The sequence below is a fragment of the Burkholderia sp. AU32262 genome (assembly GCF_020419985.1).
Classification (GTDB): Bacteria; Pseudomonadota; Gammaproteobacteria; order Burkholderiales; family Burkholderiaceae; genus Burkholderia; species Burkholderia semiarida.
Window position 1 is genome coordinate 12559 of sequence record NZ_JAIZRS010000002.1, and the last position, 17908, is coordinate 30466.

Genomic DNA, 17908 nt, shown 5'->3' on the forward strand with positions numbered 1-17908 from the left:
ATTCGCCGCCGCGCGTGACACGTGTCACGCGCTCCCGCTTTCATCGATTCGCACACGTGTGCCCGCGCGGGCACGCGTGACGGATCGCCGTTCCCGTCGAAACGGGCCTTTCCAGGAAATACATGCAATGAAAAAAGCAGTTGTCGGAACCCTCTCGCTTGCACTCTTCAGCGCCGCCGCGCACGCGCAAAGCAGCGTCACGCTCTACGGGATGCTGGATGCCGGTATCGCCTATACGAACAACCAGTCTGGCAAAAGCACGTGGCAGCAAGGCAGCGGGCTGCTGTCCAATACGATCTTCGGGCTGAGCGGCAACGAGGATCTCGGCGGCAGCCTGCACGCGCTGTTCCGCCTCGAAAGCGGCTTCAATCTGAACAACGGCACGCAGTCCTATCGAAATACGACGTTCGGCCGCCGCGCGTACGTCGGGCTGCAGAGCGACCGGTACGGCGCGCTGACGCTCGGCCGTCAATACGACGCCGTGGTCGACTATCTCGGCCCGCTCGCGATGGCGAACAACGGCGACGACAACAACCTCGCGTCGCATCCGTTCGACAACGACAACATCGACGATTCGTTCTACATCGACAACGCGGTGAAATACACGAGCCCGACGCTCGCCGGCTGGCAGTTCGGCGGCCTGTACGGGTTCAGCAACGCGGCCGGCGGCTTCGCGAGCAACCGCGCATACAGCGCGGGCGTGTCGTATGCGAACGGGCCGGTCAGCCTCGGCGCCGCGTACCTGCAACTCAATCGCGGCGGCCTGACGGCCGGCGGCGCACTGTCGACGAACGACGCGCCGAACTTCCCGGCCGTCCGGCAGCGCGTGATGGGCGCCGGCGGCAGCTATGCGTTCGACCGGCTGACGATCGGTGCGTTGTGGACGCACTCGATGTTCGACGAGACGGCCGCGTCGTCGCTGCCCGGCGCGCTGAACACGCTGCGCTTCGACAACTACGAGGTCAACGCGCGCTACGCGCTGACGCCGGCGGTCTCGTTCGCGCTCGCCTATACGTTCACCGACGGCCGCTACGACGACGCAACCGGCAGCCACCGGCCGAAGTGGCACCAGGCGACGCTGATGGCCGACTACGCGCTGAGCAAGCGCACCGACGTGTACGCGGAAACCGTGTACCAGCACGCGTTCGGCGTGCCGTCGGGCGCGACGCTCGGGTTCGCGAACGTCACGGGGCTCGCGGCTTCGTCGACGCGCACGCAGGTGGTCGCAACGGTCGGCATCCGGCATCGGTTCTGACCGCGCGCGGGCTGTCGAAGGCCGGCCGCTCTGTGCAATCCCGCATGGACGCGCGCCGGCCGAACAGGGATCATTCGGGGAATCCGGGCCGGCGCGCCCGCGAAACCGGTACACTCGGCGCCGGGCGCGCGCCGGATCGGCATTCGGCGGCGGCCCGCCGCCGACTCTGAATCGTGATCCCATGACCACACCGATCTATCAGGAAATCAAGGACTTCATCCTCGCGCGCATTCATGCCGGCGAATGGGCGGAAGGCGACCAGGTGCCGTCGGAGAACGAGCTCGCGCGCGAATTCAACGTCGCGCGGATGACCGTCAACCGCGCGCTGCGCGAACTGACCGCCGAACAGGTGCTCACGCGCACGCGCGGCTCGGGCACTTACGTGGCGTCGCCGAAATACGAATCCACGCTCGTCGCGATCCGCAGCATCTCCGACGAAGTCGCCGCGCGCGGCCACGGCTATCGCGCGCAGGTGCTGCAGGTCGGCGCGGCCGTCGCCGACGCGAAGCTCGCCGACGAACTGCGGCTCGACGCCGGCAGCCCGATCTTCCATTCGCGCGTGCTGCATTTCGAGAACGACACGCCCGTACAACTCGAGGAACGCTGGGTCAATCCGGCCTGCGCACCCGAATACGCGCTGCAGGACTTCACGACGACGACGCCGAACCAGTACCTGACGCGCGTCGCACCGCTGCAGCGTGTCGAATACCGGATCGAGGCCGCGATGCCCGACGCCGAAACGCGCCACCACCTGACGATGGACGATCGCGAGCCGTGCCTGCTGCTGCACCGGCGCACGTGGTCGCAAGGGATGGTCGCGTCGGTCGCCAATCTGTGGCACCCGGGCAGCCGTTACCGGTTCACCGGGCATTTCTGATGCCGATGCGCGCGCTCACCTCGCGCGCGGTTGCGCGCATCGTTCGATCGCGCTGACGGCCAGCTTCAAGCCATCCTCCCGCGCGAGGCGCGCACCGAGTTCCGTCGCACGCGCCTTCGTGTCGCCGCGCTCGGCAAACGCGATCGCCCGCGCCAGCGCGGCAGCGTCCATGCGCCTGCCGACGATCGGCGCATCGGCGACACCGAGCCGCTGCAGCCGGTTCGCCCAGAAGAACTGATCGCCCGCGAACGGCACGACCACCGACGGAATGCCGGCCCGCGCCGCCGAATGCGTGGTGCCCGACCCGCCGTGATGCACCGCGATCGCGACGCGCGGGAACAGCCAGTCGTGCGGCGTGTCATCGATCACGCGAATGTGCGCCGGCAGCAGCGACGCATCGATGCCGCTCCAGCCCGGATAGAACAGCGCGCGCCGGCCCGCCAGTGCATGCGTCAGCGCGGCGGCCAGCGCCGCACGATCGAAGCCGGCCATGCTGCCGAAACCGACGTACACGGGCGGCTCGCCCGCGTCGAGAAACGCCGACAGGTCGGGCGGCGGCGCCCACGCATGCGCATCGATTCGCCACTGGCCGCATGCGTGCACGTTCGCCGGCCAGTCGGCCGGGCCGGACAACAGCGCCGGCGACACGCCGTACAGCATCGGATGGTCGGCCCACACGTGCTTGCGCGGCGGCAATCCGCACACGCTGGCGCGCGCGGCATTCGTCGACTTCCTGAACGCCTGCCACAGCAACCCGTTCACGAGCCGATGGCTCGGGCGATTCAGCCCGCGCGGCAACTTCCCCGGCGGCAGGAACGGAGACGCGAATTCGGCGGTCGGCGTGATCGGGATCATGCCCGTGCCGATCGCCGGTATGCGGTGATACTCGGCGACCGACAACCCGACGAACGATGCAAGCCCCGACACGAGAAGCGCGTCGCAGCCGGCCGACGCGTCCGCCACTTCGCGCATCCACGCGGCCGTGTTCGCATTCGCGATCGCGGCAAGCGCCTTCGACGTATCGTGGAAGCCGCCGCGCCCGCGCACCGCATCGGCCAACACGCCTTCCGGCGCAATCGCGCGACGGATGTCGCCGGACAGCGGCGCCGACGGCACGCCGAGCGCGGCGGCGGACCCGAGCGTCGCGGCATCGGCCAGCAGGCGGACGTCGTGACCGGCATCCATCAGCGCGCGGCCGAGCGCCGCGAGCGGACGCGTGTCGCCTTCGGTGCCGTAGGTGGCGATGACGAGTTTCATGCGGGGCGCCTCGTACACGGCGGAAAAGCCGAAAAGGTTGGATTCAAAAAAAGTGCACGTCGTATACTAATGCAATCCGTACACTTTCAGTCAACCCCTGCCATGACGATTCCGACCGACGATCCGGGCCGCCGCGCACGCAAACGCATTCAGATGCTCGCGCATCTTGCCGCCACCGCCGCGCGCCTGTTCGACGCGCACGGCTACGAGGCCGTCACGATGGAGCAGATCGCCGCCGAGGCAGACGTCGCGAAGCGCACGCTGTACAACCACTTTCCGACGAAGGAAGCCGTGCTCGCGCACTGGCTCGAAGGCGAACTCGCGCGCGATCTCGCGCATCTGCAGCACGACGTCGCGCGGCGCAAGACCTTTGCGTCGCGCATCGGCTGCGTGCTCGACGCGTCGGCCGCCTGGTGCGAGCAACATCCGGCGTACCTGCTCGCGTACCTGCGGCATCGCTTCCTCGGCATCGGCGCGGCCGAACCGGAGCGTGCGGGAGAGAACGGCGGCGATATCGCGCCGGTGTGGCGGCAACTGATCGCAGCCGGTCAGCAGGCCGGCGAACTGAACCGCACGCTGCGGGCCGACCAGCTCGCAACGTGGTTCCATCACCTGTATCTCGCGGCGATGCTGCGCTGGCTGACCGTGCCGGGACTGTCGCTGAAACGGGAGTTTCAGGCGGTCGCGAAGTTGTTCATCGAAGGCGCGGAAGCGAAACGGTGACGCAGCGCGACCGGCAGCGGGACGCGGCCAACGCGTCGCGCGGCGCATACACACTGTTACAACGAACACACGCATTGCATGCCAAATTCCGCGCGCGGCAGTATGCTGATGACGTACGGCTGCGCACTGTGCATCGGGCAATCCCCTGGTTCGCACGCAATCGCGCCGCCGTCGCGACCGCAATCATGCGTTGCAAGGAGGGTTGTGATGGCTACCACGCATCAGCACTTCCACCTCGAACTACGGCACGCCACCGCGCCGACCTACTTCATCAGTTACCTGTTCCCCGCGTTGCTGTTCGTGTACGAACTGCTGCGCGTCGGCCAGTGGATCCGCGATCACGGGATGCAATTCGTCGCGTTCAAGCAGATGGGCTACGAGTATCTGCTGATGCTGCTGTTCGTCGGGCTGCAGATCGTCGTCGAGGCGATCTTCCTGCTCGGCGCCGCGATGCGCAAGGATCATCGCGATTTCGAGCACCGGTTGCCGAACGTGGTTCTCGGCATCGGTCTGTCGATCGCGTTGCTGGCGATCGATCTCGCGATCCAGCTTTCGTTCTGACGACCGGCGGGCGACTGCCCGCCCGCGATGGCGAACGCGCTCAGGCGCCCGCGTCGCGCAGCAACGTCGCGACGGCGGCCAGCACGTCGTCCGTTCGCTCGCGGTGCGGCATGTGCCCGCAGCGGGCGAGCAACAGAAACGACGACGGCCCCGCGACGCGCGCGGCGATCCGCTTCGGATGCACGTCGGACCCGTATTCGTCGTCCTCGCCGTGAATCGCGAGCGTCGCGCACTGCACGTGCGGCAGGTCGCCGTCGAGATTCCAGTCGCGGAACGCCGGCGACAGCCACGTGTCGACCCACGCGCGCAGCACCCATTCGGCCTTGTCGCCGTGATAGCGCGCGAGCCGGTCAAGCTGCCCCGGCTCGTCGAACTGCCGCCCCGCGTCGCGAATGCCGGCCAGCGTGCGATCCTCGACGAACGCCTGCGCGGCGACCGTCACGAGGGCGCGGCAACGCGCCGGATGCGCGGCCGCACAGCCGACCGCCATCCCGCCGCCGACGCTGTGCCCGAACGCGACGAACGCATCGACGCCGAGCTGTTCCAGTACCGCGACGAACGCATGATCGGCCTCGTCGCGCACGAATGTCGTGCCGAGCTGGCCCGGATGACGATCCGAACGGCCGAAACCGAGGCGGTCGTATGCGATCACGTCGCGTTGCGTGGCGCGTGCAAGCTGCGCGGGAAAGTCGCGCCACAGGTCGACGCAGCCGAGCGAATCGTGCAGCAGCACGATCGGCGCGGCCGGCTTAGGCGCGGCCGGCTCAGGCGCGGCCGGCCCAGGCGCGGCCGCGTGGTGCGCCGGCTCCGCACGCCAGCGTTTCGCAAAGAGACGCCCTTGCGGCGTCTCGACTGTCATCTCCTCGGTCACGATATCGGTCATGTGTCGGTCGTCCGCATGAAAGCGGCCGCCGGTCGGCGGCCGCATCGAATCGGAACATGGTGGCCTGCCGGCGCGCGCGGCGTCAAGCAAGCCCAAGCCTCTTTTGCCTACGCACTCATTCGGGCTGCGGCGGCAAATACTCCATCTGGGCTTCGTCGTACAGCCGGTAGATCAGCGCCTGCATCGCGCGGATGTCCTCCGATTCGTCGAGCATGCGCATGCTCATGATGATCGGCGATACGAGGTTCGGATCGTCGAGCGGCTTGTAGCTGATGTCGTCGCGCTTCAGCCCGTACACGCTATGCGGCACGACCGACACGCCCTCGCCCATCGCGACGAGGCCGAGCGCGATCTGCAATTCGCGCGTCTCGTAGATCCGGCGCGGTTGCAGCGCGCGATCGTGGAAGGCCGCGAGCACCTGGTCCGCGTAGCTCGGACGCGGCGCCTTCGGAAAGATGATCAGCGTGTCGTTCACGAGATCGTGCAGCGACAGCACGGGCTTCGCGCTGTCGAGCACGTGACCGACCGGCAGCGCGACGATCATCCGCTCCTCGCGCAGCACGACGCGCCGCACGCTCGGGTCCTCGTGGCGGATGCGGCCGAACCCGACGTCGATACGCCCTTCCTTCAGCGCCTTGATCTGATCCATCGTCGACATCTCGTGCAGGCTCAGCTCGACGGCCGGATATTCGCTGCGAAAGCGCCGGATGATCTTCGGCAGCATCCCGTACAGCGTCGAGCCGACGAAACCGACCGACATGCTGCGCTCGATCTTGCCGACCCGCTTCGTCATCGATTCGAGCTCGGTCGTCTGCGCGAGCAACTGCACCGCGTGCGAATAGAAGAAGCGCCCCGCGTCGGTCAGCTTCAGCGGCCGCGCGTTGCGCTCGAACAGCGGCACGCCGAGCGCTTCCTCGAGCTGCTGAATTTGCCGGCTCAGCGGCGGCTGCGCGATATGCAGCCGTTCCGCCGCCCGTGTGAAATTCCGCTCTTCGGCCACCGCGACGAAGTAGCGGAGGTGTCTCAACTCCATGTTCGAATCCTCCCGGGACAGGCGCCGGACGCTCCTTCGGCACCGCGCGGACAGCGCCCGCACCGGTCACCGTCGCCGGCCATCCGTACCGGCGTCCTCGATCGCCTGCTTCCCGATCCCGTCACGATACCTCAGCCGGCGCCGATCCCGCCGCAAGCAGCGTCGTGCTCGCGGCGACGTCCGGGGGCCGCCCCAAGCAAAACGGGAAGCCCGCAAGCTTCCCGTCGTTTCATCGCCGCGGCGGCCGCGGCGGCGCGACCGCGCATCACACCTCGGTCGCGTACAGCGCGTCGCGCTGCTCGTGGCTCAACGAGTCGAGCGGCACGTCCGGCAACTGGTAGCAGATCATCTTGCCGTACAGCTCGGCGAGGCAGTTGCTGCCCGCGTCGAGCGCGTAGCCGTCTTCGCCGTTCGGCGCCGGCGGGTAGACTTCGCGCCACGCGTTGATCGCGGCTTCGATTCGCACGATGGAAACGGGTCCGGCCTTCCGCTCGGCGGGTGATGCGCTCATGGATTCCTCTAAGTTGCGCGCTCCGCGGGCCGTGCCGGCCCGGACGGAACGATGAAAACGCCAGGCCGCTCGCCGGCCGCCGCACGCGGCGCGCGCCGGATGCCGATCCGCGCCGCGCCTGTCGCGCCGGCCGGGCCGTGGCCCGGTAGGGTCGGGCAATATAACCGGCTTTGACCCCGTGCAGGCAAAAGCCGGGCAAAAAAAACGGGAAGCGCGCGGCTTCCCGTTTCGTCCCGTCGCGCGGCCGCCTGCCGTGCCAGCGTCAGCCAGCGGTTTCGCGGTTCGCCACCGGCGGCCGCTGCGTGCCGCGATTGGCGGCGACCCACGGCGCGATCTCCATGTCCTCGTAGCGCACGAACCGGCTCTTCTTCAGGAACCGGAAGCCGAGCCACACGACGATGAACAGCGGAATGCCGACATAGGTGGCGGCCACGCCGGCCCAGTCGATCCGGTTCGCGAGGAACGCCTGATAGTCCTGGCCGAGCGCGATCACGAGGCACAGCACGAACGCGAACAGCGGGCCGAACGGGAACCACTTCGACTGGTACGGCAGTTGATCGAGCGCGTAACCCTGCTTCACGTAACCCTTGCGGAACCGGTAATGGCTGATGGCGATGCCGAGCCACGCGATGAAGCCCGTCATCCCCGACGTGTTCAGCAGCCACAGGTACACGGTCTTGTCGCCGTACAGCGACGTGAAGAAGCACAGCGCGCCGACGGCGGTGGTCGCGTACAGCGCGTTGCGCGGCACGCCGCCCGGCGACAGCTTCGCGAATACCTTCGGCGCGCGGCCTTCGGTGGCGAGGTTGTACAGCATCCGCGTGGATGCATACATGCCCGAATTGCCGGCCGACAGCACGGCCGTCAGGATCACCGCGTTCATCACGCCGGCCGCGAAGGCCAGGCCCGCGTGGCGGAACACGAGCGTGAACGGGCTCACGCCGATGTCGGTCACGTCCGTCTTCAGCAGGTTCGGGTCGGTATACGGAATCAGCACGCCGATCACGAAGATCGCGAACACGTAGAACAGCAGGATGCGCCAGAACACCTGGCGCACCGCACGCGGAATCGTCGTGCGCGGGTGCTCCGATTCGCCGGCCGCGACGCCGATCAGCTCGGTTCCCTGGAAAGAGAAGCCCGCGATCATCGCGACGCCCATCAGCGCCGGCAGGCCGCCCGCGAACGGTGCGTCGCCGATCGTCAGGTTGCCCCAGCCGTTGGCCGGTGCGCCCTTCAGAATGCCGAAGATCATCAACAGGCCGACGCCGATGAACGCGACCACGGTGACGACCTTGATCAGCGCGAACCAGTATTCGGCCTCGCCGAAACCGCGCACGGTGAGCGCGTTGAGCAGGAACATCACGGCGAGGAACGCCGCGCTCCACCACACGCCCGGCACGTCCGGAAACCAGTAGTGCATCACGAGCTGCGCGGCGACGAGCTCCACCGCGATCGTCACCGCCCAGTTGTACCAGTAGTTCCAGCCGAGCGCGAAGCCGAAGCCTTCGTCGACGTATTTCGCGCCGTAGGTCGCGAACGAGCCCGACACCGGCATGAACGCGGCCATCTCGCCGAGGCTCGTCATCAGGAAGTAGACCATCAGGCCGATCAGCATGTACGCGACCATCGCGCCGCCGGGGCCGGCCTGCGAGATCGACGCGCCGGACGCGACGAACAGGCCCGTGCCGATCGAGCCGCCGATGGCGATCATCGTCAGGTGGCGCGCCTTCAGCGCGCGATGAAGCTTGGGTGGGTTCGCGGGCGAACCGGGTGGGTCGGAATTCGGAATTGCGGACATAAACGAGACGAACGTTGAGCGAGCCGGCATCCGTAGCCGGCGCATGCGGAATCGGAGCGCGGCGCGCGTCCTGCGATGCATTCGATGCGGCCCCGATACGCGTTGCGCGGCGGGCGCCTGCGGCGAAGCGCGGATTCTACCTGATTCGACAGGGGGACAGCCGAGGTCGGCGCGCCCGCTGCCGCGCCGGAGATTTCGCGGAATCAACGGGTTGGCCGCGTCGGCCGCCGCGATTTCCTCATACGTTGTAAAAACCACGATTGCGACCGGGTCATTCGATTTTCGTTTGTCGCGGTCGGCAGGTACTCCTGTCCCGATCCGCCAAATACCGCGGCAATAGGCAAAATCGACTGATGATTATGCGATTAATCAGACAAAAAGACCGACACTGTTAATTGATTCAAATCAAGTTGCCCGTACGCCATGCGGTAATGATGCGTAACCGTCGCGCGTCACGCTGTCTACATGCATGTTTTGCATGTACGCGCGAAATTCGGGAATTCGCGGGATAATGACGTTTAATTCGAAATAATCCGCGCGCGGAACCGCCAACGATGCGAGCCGCCACCGCCCCAGCCCCCGAGGATGAAGTCATTCCCGCTGCCCGCCACGCTGCGCCGCCAAACCGCGTCGATCGTGGCACGCATTCTGTCGCCCCGCGGCGTACTCGTGGCGGGCATCGTCCTGCTGATGTTCAGTTGGGGACTTTCCACGTCGCTATTAATCGAGGCGCGACGCGACGCGTATGACCATGCGGTCGAAAATGCGCGCAACCTGATGCTGCTGATCGAACGCGACATCGCGCGCAATATCGAACTCTACGATTTGTCGCTGCAAAACGTCGTCGACGGCGTGGCCGATCCGGAACTGATGACATTGCCGCCGCGCCAGCGCCACCGGCTGCTGTTCGACCGCGCGGCGACCGGCGCCTATCTCGGCTCGATTTTCGTGATGGATGCGCACGGCAATATCGCGATCGACTCCAGCGCGTCGCCCGCGCGGCAAGGCAATTTCGCCGACCGCGACTATTTCGCCGTGCACCGCGACCGGCTTGCCCCCGGCCTCTACATCAGCCGGCCGTACGCGTCGCGGCTGCGCGGCGGCGCGCTGACGATCGCGCTGAGCCGCCGGATCAACCGGCCCGACGGCACGTTCGGCGGAATCGTCGTCGGCACGCTCAGCATCGACTACTTCCGCGCGCTGCTCGACGGCATCGCGGTCGGCCGGCACGGCAGCGCGGCGATCGTCGAGGACAACGGCACGCTCGTGTCGCGCCTGCCGTACGACACGCGGGTGGTCGGCCTCGACCTGCACGACTCGCCGCTGTTCATCGACGCGCAGCGCGGACGCGCCGGCGAGCTGACGGGCGTCGGCGCCATCGACGGCGTGCGGCGCGTCTATGTTTACAAGCATCTCGCCGGGCTGCCGCTGATCGTCGACGTCGCGCCCGCCGAAATCGACATCTACGCGTCATGGCGCCACCGCGCGGTCTGGACCGTCGTGCTGATGAGCCTTTTCACGGCGTTCATCGCGTGGGGCTCGCTCGCGCTGTCGCGCGAGCTGAAGCGCCGGCAGGTCGCCGAATCCAAGCTGTACCGGCTCGCGCACACCGATTCGCTGACGGGCCTCGACAACCGCGGCACGTTCGACGCGGTGCTCGCGAAGGAGGCCCAGCGCGCGTCGCGCAGCGGGCGCCCGTTGTCCGTGCTGTTCGTCGACGTCGATCACTTCAAGGCGTTCAACGACTACTACGGCCACCCGGCCGGCGACGACGTGCTACGCCAGGTCGCGCAATCGCTGTCGCGCTGCCTGCGCCGCGACAGCGATCACGTCGCGCGCTACGGCGGCGAGGAATTCGTCGTCACGCTCCCCGACACCGACGCGCAAGGCGCGGCGACCGTCGCCGAAAGCATCCGGCGTACGATCGCGGGGCTCGAGATCGAACACGTGAAGAGCCCGTACGGGCGCGTCACGGCCAGCATCGGCACGGCCACCGCCGCCGACGGCCGGATGAACGCCGCGACGCTGCTGCGGCGCGCCGACGAAGCGCTGTACCGCGCGAAGTCCGGCGGCCGCAACCGCGTGCTGGACGCGCAGTCGAGCGCGGCCGATGCTTGACGCGCGATGATGCAACGTGGCGCGTGATCTGATGCGGCCGCCTGCCGCCCGGCCCCGCGGCCGCGCCGTGGACAGCCCGCGCGCGTTCGGCTAGCGTTACGTCTGCTGCGCATGCGGCGCGGCGCCGGCCCGCGCGGGCCGCCGTGCGCGGCGTTCCGGCCACTCCTGCTCCGTCATGAATGCCCCGCTCCCGACCCGATTGCCGCCGCTCGTGCGCCACGCGCTTCGCCCGCTGCTCGACCCGTACCGCCGCTACCGCCACGCGAAGCTGATCCATGCGGCGCGCGTCGCGCTCGCGATTCTGGTGTCGATCGCGCTGTCCACGGGGCTGAACGTACCGCACGGCGAATGGTCGACGATCACCGTGCTGATCGTCGTCGGCGGGCTGCAGCACCACGGCAACATCCGCAAGAAGGCGGCCGAACGCGCGCTCGGCACGTCGATCGGCGCGCTCGCGGGCCTCGCGCTGATCCTTCTCTATTCCGCTTTGCATGCGCCGTTCGTCATCTACCTGCTGATGGCCGTCGGGTGCGGCGTCTGCGCGTATCACGCGATCGGCAAGGCCGGCTACATCGCGCTGCTGTCGGCGATCACGATGGTGATCGTCGCCGGGCACGGCGACAACGAGATCGTCGACGGCCTGTGGCGCGCGGTGAACGTGCTGGTCGGCATCGCGATCGCGCTGGCGTTCTCGTTCGCGCTGCCGCTCTATGCGACCTACTCGTGGCGCTACAAGCTCGCCGACGCGCTGCGCGCGTGCGCGGCCGTGCATGCGCGGCTCGCGGGCGACCGCCAGGTCGGCGACGACGCGCACCTGAAGGAAATGGCCGCGCTGAGCGCGCTGCTCGTGCAGTTGCGCTCGCTGATGCCGTCGGTGTCGAAGGAATGCGAGACGTCGATGACGCAGCTCGAGGCGATCCAGCGCAGCCTGCGCCTGTGCATCGGTTATCTGGAGATCCTGTCGAGCGCGCTGCCGGCCCGCGACGACGCGGCGGCCCGCGAATACGTGCGCGTCGAGATGAAGCCGTTGAACCGGCGCATTCGCGACACGCTGGTCGGCGCGAGCCGCGCGCTCAAGTTCGGCACGCCGAGCCGGCTCGCCCCGCGCCGCCGGCCGGTCGACCCGCTGCACGACGCGCCGCCGCCGCAGTTGTCCGGCTACGTGTCGATCACCGCCAAGCTGGCCGGCGAAGTGGACCAGCTGCGCGAGCGGCTGCTCGATACCGCGCGGTCGTGGAATATCTGACGTTCCGGGAATCCGGGGTTCACGCGTCGGCCTTTCATTTTCCTTTCTATGCGACACGACGACACGCCGGCGGCGATGATCGGGGGCTCTCGCCCGATCCGGCCCCGGAAATCCGGCCGGGGCGTCGGCTCGGGCGTGCGTGTTTCGGCGGCGATGCAACGCCATCCAGCACGGCGTTCTCCACCCGGTTAACCACCCGTCAGGCCCGCCGCGACAGGCTCGACGCCGGTTCCGCACCAAAATCAACCCTTGCTCCAACTTCCCGGACAGCCGATACTCGCATATTCCGCGAAATACGATCCCACCGGCTTCAATCCACGGTAATTCCTATGAGCACGATTCTCGAAAGCCTCCCGACCGGCCAGAAGGTCGGTATCGCCTTCTCCGGCGGCCTGGACACCAGCGCCGCGCTGCACTGGATGAAACTGAAGGGCGCCGTCCCGTACGCATACACGGCGAACCTCGGCCAGCCCGACGAAGACGATTACGACGCGATCCCGAAACGCGCGATCGAATACGGTGCAGCCGGCGCCCGCCTGATCGACTGCCGCGCGCAGCTCGTCGCCGAAGGCATCGCGGCGCTGCAAAGCGGCGCGTTCCACATCACGACCGCCGGCGTCACGTACTTCAACACGACGCCGATCGGCCGCGCCGTGACGGGCACGATGCTCGTCGCCGCGATGAAGGAAGACGGCGTCAACATCTGGGGCGACGGCAGCACGTACAAGGGCAACGACATCGAGCGCTTCTACCGCTACGGCCTGCTCGTGAACCCGGATCTGAAGATCTACAAGCCGTGGCTCGACCAGACGTTCATCGACGAGCTCGGCGGCCGCGCCGAAATGTCCGAATTCATGAACCAGGCCGGCTTCGCGTACAAGATGTCGGCCGAGAAGGCGTATTCGACCGACTCGAACCTGCTCGGCGCGACGCACGAAGCGAAGGATCTGGAAAGCCTCGAAAGCGGCATCAAGATCGTGAACCCGATCATGGGCGTCGCGTTCTGGCGCGACGACGTGAAGATCGCCGCCGAGGAAGTGACGGTGCGCTTCGAAGCCGGCCAGCCGGTCGCGCTGAACGGCGTCGAGTTCAAGGATCAGGTCGAGCTGCTGCTGGAAGCGAACCGCATCGGCGGCCGCCACGGCCTCGGCATGAGCGACCAGATCGAGAACCGCATCATCGAGGCGAAGAGCCGCGGCATCTACGAAGCCCCGGGCCTCGCGCTGCTGTACATCGCGTACGAGCGTCTCGTCACCGGCATCCACAACGAAGACACGATCGAGCAGTACCGCGAGAACGGCCGCCGCCTCGGCCGCCTGCTGTACCAGGGCCGCTGGTTCGACCCGCAGGCGATCATGCTGCGCGAAACCGCCCAGCGCTGGGTCGCGCGCGCGATCACCGGCGAAGTGAAGATCGAACTGCGCCGCGGCAACGACTACTCGATCCTGAGCACGAAGTCGCCGAACCTCACGTATCAGCCGGAACGCCTGTCGATGGAGAAGGTGGCGTCGACGTTCTCGCCGCGCGACCGGATCGGCCAACTGACGATGCGCAACCTCGACATCACCGATACGCGCGACAAGCTGCGCGTGTATTCGCAAGTCGGGCTGCTGACGCCGGGTGAAGCGTCGGCGCTGCCGCAGATCAAGGGCGACAGCGACAAGTAAGTCAGTCGCTTTCGCGAGCGGCCGGGCGGCGTGACAACCGCCCGGCTGCGTGCAGTCCTTCCCTTCCTGCTTTTTCTTCAAGCACTGCCCGATTCGGAACGCGTATCGCGACGATCCTGCAGGCGCGTCAAAGTTTTTTCGACACCGTGGCCGTCGCAGTGGCTGCGGGCCTCGTCATCGTCGTGGAAGCGGTGGCATTGGCCGGCGCCGACGCGGGCGTGCGCGCCAGATCCTGACCGATCATGTCCGCGACCGACTTCTCGCACGACTTGATCCCTTCCACCGACTTGTCGAAATTCTTCTCGAGATCGCTGAAGCTGCCGTACGTGTACGCGAAATCGCTGTCGATGTGGACGCTGTTCGCCTTGATGTCGTAGCCGCACGCGAACGTCTTGTAATAGAGGTCCTGCTTCGTCTTCGCGTCGAGAATGCGCGCGCGGATGACGACCCACGGGATGTAGTCGAGCTGCTGAGGCGGCGAGATATAGCCGAACGACGTGAACCACACGTTCATGATCGCATCCGCGTCGGTCTGGATCGCCGAGTAGTCGTCCGACTTGCCGTCATCGGCGAGCTTCACCTTCTGCCCGTCCAGCTTCACGACCTGATAGCCGTTGCCGGTGAGGCGGCCCGCCACGCCGTCCGCGATGTCCGGTGCGAAGAGGATCTTGCCGGCGGCCACGTGGTCCGTGTAGGTGCTCGTATGGCTTGCGTTGACGGCGCCTTGCGCGAGCGCGCCGATCAACCCGAACCCGGCCGCCGCGCCGCCGAAATTGACGACCGAGACACGCTTCGGCTCGGTGACGTCGAGCATCGCGATCGAATGCAGCTTCTGACGCGCCTCGGGCTTCATGTCCGTGTTCGGCACCGTGGTGCAGGCGGACAGCAGCGTCACGAGCAGGCCGCAACCGACCAGGGTAGCTTTGGAAGAGTTCTTCATTGGATGGGTGGCTTTCGTTGTTGACGGAACGTGTTCATCGGGCCGCCGCACGCGGCGCGTCGACGCGCCGTGTGCGGTGCGACCGTGCGTTTACTGTTTGATCACCTGACCGTACGCGATGAAGCTGTAATCAGCCGCGCGCAGCACATAGAGGATCGAGCGCTTGAAACCGTTGGTTCCCGTGATCGGCACGAACATGATCGCGGCATTGCCCGACAGCGGAACGCCGGCCGGCAGCTTGCAGCCCGTCGATGCGGAGGCCGTCACCGTCATGTCGTACATGTTCTGGCTCGAGCCGGGCGTGGAAAGCAGCAGCGTGCCGCTCAGGTTGCAACCGCTCAGCGTGCCGGTCAGCGTACCGCCCGATGCAATCGCGAACGATGCGTTGGTCGTCGCCCAGTTGCCCACCACGCTGTCCTGCGTGACGGCAAGTGCGTTCGCGGCGTTGTAGGTCCACGTGAAATTCGAGGCCGTACCGTTGCGGGTGATCGTGCCGGACAACGTCTGCTTCGGGCTGTATGCGCCCGAGCCCGAATCGATCTTCGTGACGATGCCGCTCGTTCCTGCGAAGTTGATACCCGGGGCAAGCGACCACGTCGAACCGTTGACGGTCAGATTCGTGAAATCGTCGGACATCACGAACGATCCGAGCAGATTGAGCGTGCTCAGGTTGTTGTGCGGGTCGACCAGGGCGATGGTCGAGTAGCCGAGGTTGCCGGATGCCGACCAGATCCCGACCGGGCCGGTTGCCGTTGCGGCCGTCGAACCGTCTTGCGGGGTCGTCAGGCTGGGCAGTGCCTCGCCAACCGTCACCGGCTGCGACGATGCGACGGGCGCGCTTGCGGGGGGAGCCGCGAGCGGCGTGGACGCGACGGACGGTGCGCTGGCTGCGTTGTTGGCGCCGCCGGTGTTGGCGGGCGTGCCGCTGCTTGCGTTCGACGAGCCGTCGCCGCCGCCGCAACCAGCGACGACGAATACCGAGATTGCGGCTGCGGCCAGCAGACAAAGGGAATGCTTGTTCAATTCAATCCTCGATTTTTTTGATGCGTTTTTTTTAGTGGTTCAGATTCGAATCGGGTTACTTTTCGGGTGTGGTGTGTGGGCCTCCTCGAGTGACGTTGGGTGCGTGGTGTGATGTGTTGGGGAAGGACGATGCGGGGGGCGTCGGTTGCCGGATATTCGGCACGACGGATACGAGCGTGGAGGTGTGGTCGTGCGGGAACGCGCACGCAGCGGTGAGAACCGCATGCAGCAGCAGGCATGTCGCGGCAAGGCAAAGGCACAGCGCGCGCCAGCCCCCGGTGCCTGCGCGCCCTATCGAATCGGTGCATTCCATCTTCTGGTCATGCGCACGGCCTCGCCGGCCGGGCGCCCCCTCGGTTATCTGGTCGTGTGGTTTGGTTCTACGGCTCTGGTAGTACTTTTTTGAGATACCGAGGAAGGGTAACGGCGGTGGTGGGGATTTCTTTAGGGGTTTTATCGAGGGAATTTTCTAGGGGATTTGTTCCGGGGCTCCGTAAGACCCCTTGCTCGGCCGTTGGCTCGAGCGATGAAGTCGAACCCACGTTTGAATTCAATCTGTCGATCGGGAAAACACTTCAGTCGCGACGCAGCGGCACAAGAACATCCCAGGCTACGGGAACAGCGTTTTGCAAGTACCAGAGCCAGTATGATCGACGGCGTTCGGCACCTCCCTTGGCCTCCCAGATCGCACTGCCCGACACCGCGAGCGCTGCGTAATAGCCGGCATCCCAATCGTCCGGAGGTACACGCTGTTCGCTTTCGCCGAGCAAATCGAAGTTCGTGTCGTACAAAATCGTATTCATCGCCGAGAAAACGGCCATGCCCGCATAAACGGAGACAAAGGCCGGTTCGCCATGTTGGAAGAGATCGATAACCTTCGAGTGGTACTCGCCGTTGGTCCTTTCGAGTGTGGCCAGATCGCATTTTCCCGATAACGTGTCGATGCCGCTCGCCAGGATCGCTTCGGCTGCCGTCAACACGTTCGCATACGGACTCAGCCGGCCAAGCACCTCTCTTGCACAGATCACCGCCAATCGCGCACGGCGCAAATACCCCGCATCGGCGTGCTCGGCCGCCGACAGGGCTTCGATCAACTGAAGAAGGTCCTTTCGGACGGCAGCCGGGAGTTCACCCTCTGTCGTAATCGACGTCGCAGCTGTCGATAATGCGTTCGACAAACGTTGTGGAATGCGCATCGCTTATGCTGATTCTCCGTAATGTCCGATGGACATGATGATTCGAGCACCGTGGCGGCGCGATGAGCGATCTATTCGATCGCTATCGCCTCGCTGGCATACCGGATTCGTGACGATCATCGCGTCATTGCAGACATCTGGCTGCGGTGCGCGATCAACGAAAATCGGCAAATGCATCCCAACGAGGGGCATGCCTCGAAGTCGCGGCGAGGGTTTTCTAGTGGCCCGGCACCGGCACGCGGCGACGACGAATCGAGCAATTCAACAACAGTGCCATCGCGCGCGCCGACGAAATCAAGCACGAATCCGGCACATGGCCGGGCTCGTGTCATTTACACCAACGATCAAACTGCATGAACTGGTCTTTAACATGCGCCAAGGCATCTTCGTCGATTGGTGCTCGAAAGGCGGCTGTGGCAATTGCCCCCGTTACGTCCGCTTTCTTCATTTCCCACGAAATCTCCGGCTTTTCAGAAACCTCTCCAAGCCGCAAAGTAAAGTGGCCACCCATATCTACAAGTTCAGCCTCCCCGCCCCCGACATCAGAGACAAACGTGTCCCAAACAGAGCAATCAAACCACGCGCTTCCTCGATATTCCAGTCTGTGCCCAAACTGCTGCACGTCGATCACCACCTGCATTCGCATCGACGGTACATGTTCGTCTGCCTCAACAACATCGAGGTGCAAACGGAACGGCTTTTCGATCTTGATTTCCATGTTCCGATATTACTTTCCGGTGTGTAAAGCCTGGATCAGAGCAGGAAGCTGCCCAGGCTGCCGCGGCGGTGAAAATTTCAGTTCCCAGCCGCCAACATTAAT

16 protein-coding genes are annotated in these 17908 nt (G+C 66.0%); 7 read left to right on the forward strand and 9 right to left on the reverse strand.

The features are described 5' to 3' along the window. Window positions 1–127: 127 nt before the first annotated feature. Window positions 128–1255 (forward strand): porin, encoded by a 1128-nt coding sequence (locus LGN10_RS01730; RefSeq protein WP_226221409.1) that lies wholly within the window; start codon window positions 128–130, stop codon window positions 1253–1255. 181 nt (window positions 1256–1436) lie between these two features. After that, complete coding sequence (hutC, locus tag LGN10_RS01735; protein ID WP_059575266.1) at window positions 1437–2132, forward strand: histidine utilization repressor; 696 nt, start codon at window positions 1437–1439, stop codon at window positions 2130–2132. Window positions 2133–2147: 15 nt separating this feature from the next. On the opposite strand, the gene LGN10_RS01740 is transcribed toward hutC, so the two are convergent. Next, complete coding sequence (locus tag LGN10_RS01740; RefSeq protein ID WP_226221411.1) at window positions 2148–3389, reverse strand: glycosyltransferase; 1242 nt, start codon at window positions 3387–3389, stop codon at window positions 2148–2150. Window positions 3390–3491: 102 nt separating this feature from the next. Between LGN10_RS01740 and LGN10_RS01745 the strand changes: the two genes are divergently transcribed. Continuing rightward, on the forward strand, window positions 3492–4112 hold the full coding sequence (locus LGN10_RS01745) for a TetR/AcrR family transcriptional regulator (protein WP_060967847.1): 621 nt from the start codon (window positions 3492–3494) through the stop codon (window positions 4110–4112). 207 nt (window positions 4113–4319) lie between these two features. Next, complete coding sequence (locus LGN10_RS01750; RefSeq protein ID WP_060311510.1) at window positions 4320–4673, forward strand: hypothetical protein; 354 nt, start codon at window positions 4320–4322, stop codon at window positions 4671–4673. A gap of 40 nt (window positions 4674–4713) precedes the next feature. Here the strand turns inward: LGN10_RS01750 and LGN10_RS01755 are convergent, their stop codons facing one another. The 4 genes from LGN10_RS01755 to LGN10_RS01770 form a co-directional block, all read right to left on the reverse strand. Beyond that, window positions 4714–5556 (reverse strand): alpha/beta fold hydrolase, encoded by an 843-nt coding sequence (locus LGN10_RS01755; protein ID WP_226221413.1) that lies wholly within the window; start codon window positions 5554–5556, stop codon window positions 4714–4716. A 115-nt stretch (window positions 5557–5671) separates the two neighbouring features. Then, entirely contained in the window at window positions 5672–6589 is a 918-nt protein-coding gene (locus tag LGN10_RS01760) for a LysR family transcriptional regulator (RefSeq protein WP_059237452.1), read from the reverse strand. Between the two features lie 265 nt (window positions 6590–6854). Then, window positions 6855–7100: a DUF3717 domain-containing protein gene (locus LGN10_RS01765; protein ID WP_059575255.1), complete on the reverse strand. Its 246-nt coding sequence runs from the start codon at window positions 7098–7100 to the stop codon at window positions 6855–6857. Between the two features lie 262 nt (window positions 7101–7362). After that, window positions 7363–8898, reverse strand: coding sequence for an amino acid permease (locus tag LGN10_RS01770; RefSeq protein WP_124860813.1), 1536 nt, complete (start codon window positions 8896–8898; stop codon window positions 7363–7365). Between the two features lie 585 nt (window positions 8899–9483). Here LGN10_RS01770 and LGN10_RS01775 point away from each other — a divergent pair. The 3 genes from LGN10_RS01775 (at window position 9484) to argG (ending at window position 13929) form a co-directional block, all read left to right on the forward strand. Continuing rightward, window positions 9484–11016 carry a sensor domain-containing diguanylate cyclase gene (locus tag LGN10_RS01775; RefSeq protein WP_104012965.1) on the forward strand — a complete coding sequence of 511 codons (1533 nt, stop codon included), beginning with the start codon at window positions 9484–9486 and terminating at the stop codon, window positions 11014–11016. A gap of 175 nt (window positions 11017–11191) precedes the next feature. Then, a complete protein-coding gene (locus tag LGN10_RS01780) occupies window positions 11192–12262 on the forward strand; it encodes an FUSC family protein (RefSeq protein ID WP_226221415.1) in 1071 nt (356 codons plus the stop codon). 329 nt (window positions 12263–12591) lie between these two features. After that, a complete protein-coding gene (argG, locus tag LGN10_RS01785; protein ID WP_050018060.1) occupies window positions 12592–13929 on the forward strand; it encodes an argininosuccinate synthase in 1338 nt (445 codons plus the stop codon). Window positions 13930–14056: 127 nt separating this feature from the next. On the opposite strand, the gene LGN10_RS01790 is transcribed toward argG, so the two are convergent. The 4 genes from LGN10_RS01790 to LGN10_RS01805 all read right to left on the reverse strand — a co-directional run bounded on the left by LGN10_RS01790 (window position 14057) and on the right by LGN10_RS01805 (window position 17806). Further along, on the reverse strand, window positions 14057–14869 hold the full coding sequence (locus LGN10_RS01790) for a hypothetical protein (protein ID WP_226221417.1): 813 nt from the start codon (window positions 14867–14869) through the stop codon (window positions 14057–14059). A gap of 90 nt (window positions 14870–14959) precedes the next feature. Beyond that, a complete protein-coding gene (locus LGN10_RS01795; protein WP_226221419.1) occupies window positions 14960–15892 on the reverse strand; it encodes a hypothetical protein in 933 nt (310 codons plus the stop codon). A gap of 575 nt (window positions 15893–16467) precedes the next feature. Then, entirely contained in the window at window positions 16468–17088 is a 621-nt protein-coding gene (locus LGN10_RS01800) for an Imm5 family immunity protein (RefSeq protein WP_226221420.1), read from the reverse strand. Between the two features lie 328 nt (window positions 17089–17416). After that, window positions 17417–17806, reverse strand: a complete 390-nt coding sequence (locus LGN10_RS01805) for a hypothetical protein (protein WP_226221421.1) — start codon at window positions 17804–17806, stop codon at window positions 17417–17419. Window positions 17807–17908 lie beyond the last annotated feature (102 nt).